The organism is Frankia sp. CcWB3 (assembly GCF_977927595.1).
The window spans coordinates 1201-4642 of the sequence record NZ_CDWRCK010000314.1; the positions used below are offsets into that span (position 1 = coordinate 1201).

The 3442-nt window shown below is 67.7% G+C and carries 3 protein-coding genes; 1 reads left to right on the forward strand and 2 read right to left on the reverse strand.

The annotated features are described in order from the left end of the window. The first annotated feature begins 308 nt into the window (after nucleotides 1-308). Nucleotides 309-749 carry a type II 3-dehydroquinate dehydratase gene (locus ACY5KJ_RS18210; RefSeq protein WP_462188008.1) on the forward strand — a complete coding sequence of 147 codons (441 nt, stop codon included), beginning with the start codon at nucleotides 309-311 and terminating at the stop codon, nucleotides 747-749. A 577-nt stretch (nucleotides 750-1326) separates the two neighbouring features. On the opposite strand, the gene ACY5KJ_RS18215 is transcribed toward ACY5KJ_RS18210, so the two are convergent. Both ACY5KJ_RS18215 and ACY5KJ_RS18220 read right to left on the reverse strand, forming a co-directional pair. Next, nucleotides 1327-2580: a malic enzyme-like protein gene (locus ACY5KJ_RS18215; RefSeq protein ID WP_462203930.1), complete on the reverse strand. Its 1254-nt coding sequence runs from the start codon at nucleotides 2578-2580 to the stop codon at nucleotides 1327-1329. 127 nt (nucleotides 2581-2707) lie between these two features. Next, entirely contained in the window at nucleotides 2708-3055 is a 348-nt protein-coding gene (locus tag ACY5KJ_RS18220) for an ArsR/SmtB family transcription factor (protein WP_023839852.1), read from the reverse strand. Nucleotides 3056-3442: the final 387 nt, after the last annotated feature.

Below are 3442 nucleotides of genomic sequence, written 5' to 3' on the forward strand. Positions count from 1 at the left end.
ACCTGTGGCCATACCGTTGTTCTCCGCGCCGGGATCAAGGTTCCGTCGACGGTTCCATTATCGCGACCAGCGAAGGAATCCACACAAGAGGATGCATGACGGACGGTACCTTCAGTACCCCCGGATTCCCCATCGACCTCCGGACATGACACATCAGCATCAACGGACGGGCTACAAATGAACTCTAGAAGAACATCTCAGCCAATCCGCCCAGCTCACAGGTGTCCAGCAGGTGGCTTTGCTATAAATGTGGGGTTCCGGATAAGAGACGCCGGCCGTCGAGCCGGCCAGCCTGTCTGCGAGGTGCCGTGCCCACGCTACTTCTCCTGAATGGCCCCAATCTGGGCATACTCGGCCGGCGCCAGCCGGAAGTTTACGGCACGGCGACACTGGCCGATATCGAGGCGGCCGTCGCGGCTCGGATCTCGGACCGCGGATGGAAACTGGTCTCCGTGCAACGTGAATCCGAAGGCGAATTGATCAACACCATTCAAGATAATTACGGCTCGATCGGCGCGATCGTCAATCCAGGTGCGCTGATGATGTATGGCTGGAGCCTTCGCGACGCTTTGGCCAACTATCCGAACCCGTGGATCGAGGTCCATCTCTCCAATGTCTGGGCCCGGGAGTCCTTCCGGCACGAATCCATTCTCTCGGCGCTCGCCCGGGGAGTGATCGTCGGCCTGGGGGCCCTCGGGTACGAGCTTGCCGCTCAGGCACTGCTGGACCTCGTCCCCGCGCCGAGCTGAGACGTCCCGCCGGGCCAGGAACGACTCTTCGGATGGCTGGTCACGCGGAGCAGCATTCGTACCCCCTTCCCAACGTGACCAGGCCACCCGCGACGTGGAACTCCCCACGCCAGGCCAGCCGGCTTCGGACGCACGAGCGTCCTCGGCCCGGTGTCATCTCCTCGGCCATGTCGATTCCTCGGCCGTGCCGGTCCGGCTCGGGCTTCCCGGCAGGCCGAAGAACCGGGGTGGCGCATTACTGGCATATGGCCGTACGGCCCTTTAGGGCATTTTTGGACACGGCCCTTTAGGGCATTTTTGGACGATGTGTTGCAAAGACCAGACCGGGGCCGCCGTACTTCCGCATCCGTCATGCCGGCGGGAGAGTGCCGCCCATGACGACGCACCCTGTTCATCCCGTTCATGAGGAACGGTCCTCCCAGGTTCATCCCGTTCATGAGGAACGGTCCTCCCAGCGGACGATCATTCGCCGAGATTCGCCGGTGGGCCTGTCGGTGGCGGGCCCCACCACCCCTACCAGGTGACCACCTCCAGGTGACCACCTCCAGGTGACCACCTCCGCCGGGAGCGCGGTGAGCTACTCCTGCGCGGTGAGGGCGTGGGTGGCGGCCGCGGCAACGGCGGGGGCGAGCCGTGGATGGTCGAGGGGAGGCAGCACGCTGCCGGGCGGCGTCTGACCGATGAGGGCGTGCACGGCGGCGAGGCGGGCAGCGGGGGTGACCGGGCGGCGAGTGGTGACGACCGCCCGCAGCAGTCCGGGCAGCGCGTGCAGCGGGCGCGGGCCCGAGGTGGCGCGGGCCAGCGGAGGGGGCGTCTCCGGGCGGGTCCGCAGGACGGGAACGCCCTTGGGCGGCGCCGCCAAGCCGATCAGGTCGACGATCAGATCGAGTTCGGGGGCGAGTAGGTGCAGCGGCTGGATGCCGTAATCGACCGGATCGTAGAGAGTGATCTCGTGGATGCCGACACCGATCAGTAAGCCGGCGAGATCGCCGCCCCGAGCCGGGTCCACGACGGCGACGCGGGCCCGCCCCGGCGCGAGGTCACGCGCCCGGAGATGGTTGAGGACCGCGGCCGCGGCGGCGACGGCGAGACCGTCGTTGACGGTGTCGAGCAGCAGATACGGGGCGGCGGACCGCAGCGCGGCGCGGGCGGCGTCGATACGGCGGACGTGTGTGTGGACCAGGACGGTGGCGGCGAATCCCGGAGCGAGCATGCCGATCGCCGCGGCGAGCTCGGCTGCGGTGTGGGCGGCGATCGGCATGGGGATGACGTCGAACCCGGTCGCCCGGTGCAGGTGGACCGCCTGGGACTCGACCGCTGGCAGGGCCGCCTCAGCGGCCAGCGGCTCGAAGTCCAGGACGGCGCTGCCGTCGGTGAGCAGCGCCACCCGACGCGGCCGGCCGGTGAACCGGTCGGTGTGCGCCGGGTGCATGGCCAGGTGGCTGATGACGCGGCGATCGGCGTCAGCGTCCAACAACGCAAGATCGTGACCGGTCATGACCGACGCGCGGAGACACTGGGCGAGTTTGCCGGTCGACGCGACGGTGAAGACGGGATCCTCGGTCTGCAACAGATCGGCACCCAGCCGCTCCCGTAGCGCCCGGACCAGCCAGGTCAATGTGGACCCGCTGTCGGCATCCAACGTGATCCGCCGGCCGCCCCCGGGATCCGGCTCGTCCGCGTAGCACGTCACGGGGCCGGGGGCTGCGGCGATGACCGCCTCGATAATCATCGTGGCCCGGTGCGGAACGCGGACCGTGACGCTGTAGGCGGGGTTGACCCCGGCTGGACCGGCTGAACCGGCCGGGACAGCCGGGCCAGAGGGCGTCACGCCGGCTCCACCCGTGCCCGACTCCGTCGGGTGCGCGCCGGTCCCCCAGGCGACCCCTCGGCGGGGTTCCCATCTCCGGGAGTCCCATAGGCGGGACTCCCGGAGATCGGTCCACCACATTTCATGCTCATGAGGAGCTTGTCTCCGCTTCGCGCAACTCGGCCAACAGCCCGGCCTGCCCGGCCGCCATCTCGGTCAGAATCCGCCGGGCCGCGCGCATCAGCTCCGCCACGTCCCCGCCCGCGAGCGCGTACACCACCGTCGGGCCGTCCCGCGTCGCGGTCACGATCCCGGACCGGCGCAGCACCGCGAGCTGTTGGGAAAGGTTCGACGACTCCACCTCGATCGCGGCCAGGAGATCCCGCACCGGCATCGGCCCGTCCTGCAGCAACTCCAGCACCCTAATCCGCACCGGATGTCCAAGCATGCGAAAAAATTCCGCTTTAGCCTGGTACAACGGAACTCGCCTCGTCACGAGCCACCTCCCGTCGACTCCGCGCAGCTCCGGCCGGGGCCTACCGGCCGAGGTACCAACCTGGCCGGAGTACCGGCGACCGCCCACCCAGAGACCACGTCGGCATGGTGAGCAGCGCCGCGACCCGTTCGCGCCCGATGGCGGCCTTCCCGCCAGTTGCAGAATTTATCAACTGTTCGTTACCACACTTCGGAGCCGGAAAACGGCTCTTTATCGCACGGCACGGCTCCACGGGGGGCGCTATGTCCAAGATCTCGCTCACCTCATACTTTTGATCATGTAAATTGAAGAAACTTTCAATTTTTCATCCCAGCATACGGGAGGATCGGATCCGCATCGAGACGACAGCGGGGCAGGCCGAGGACTCCCGACCCCCCGGCCCCACCC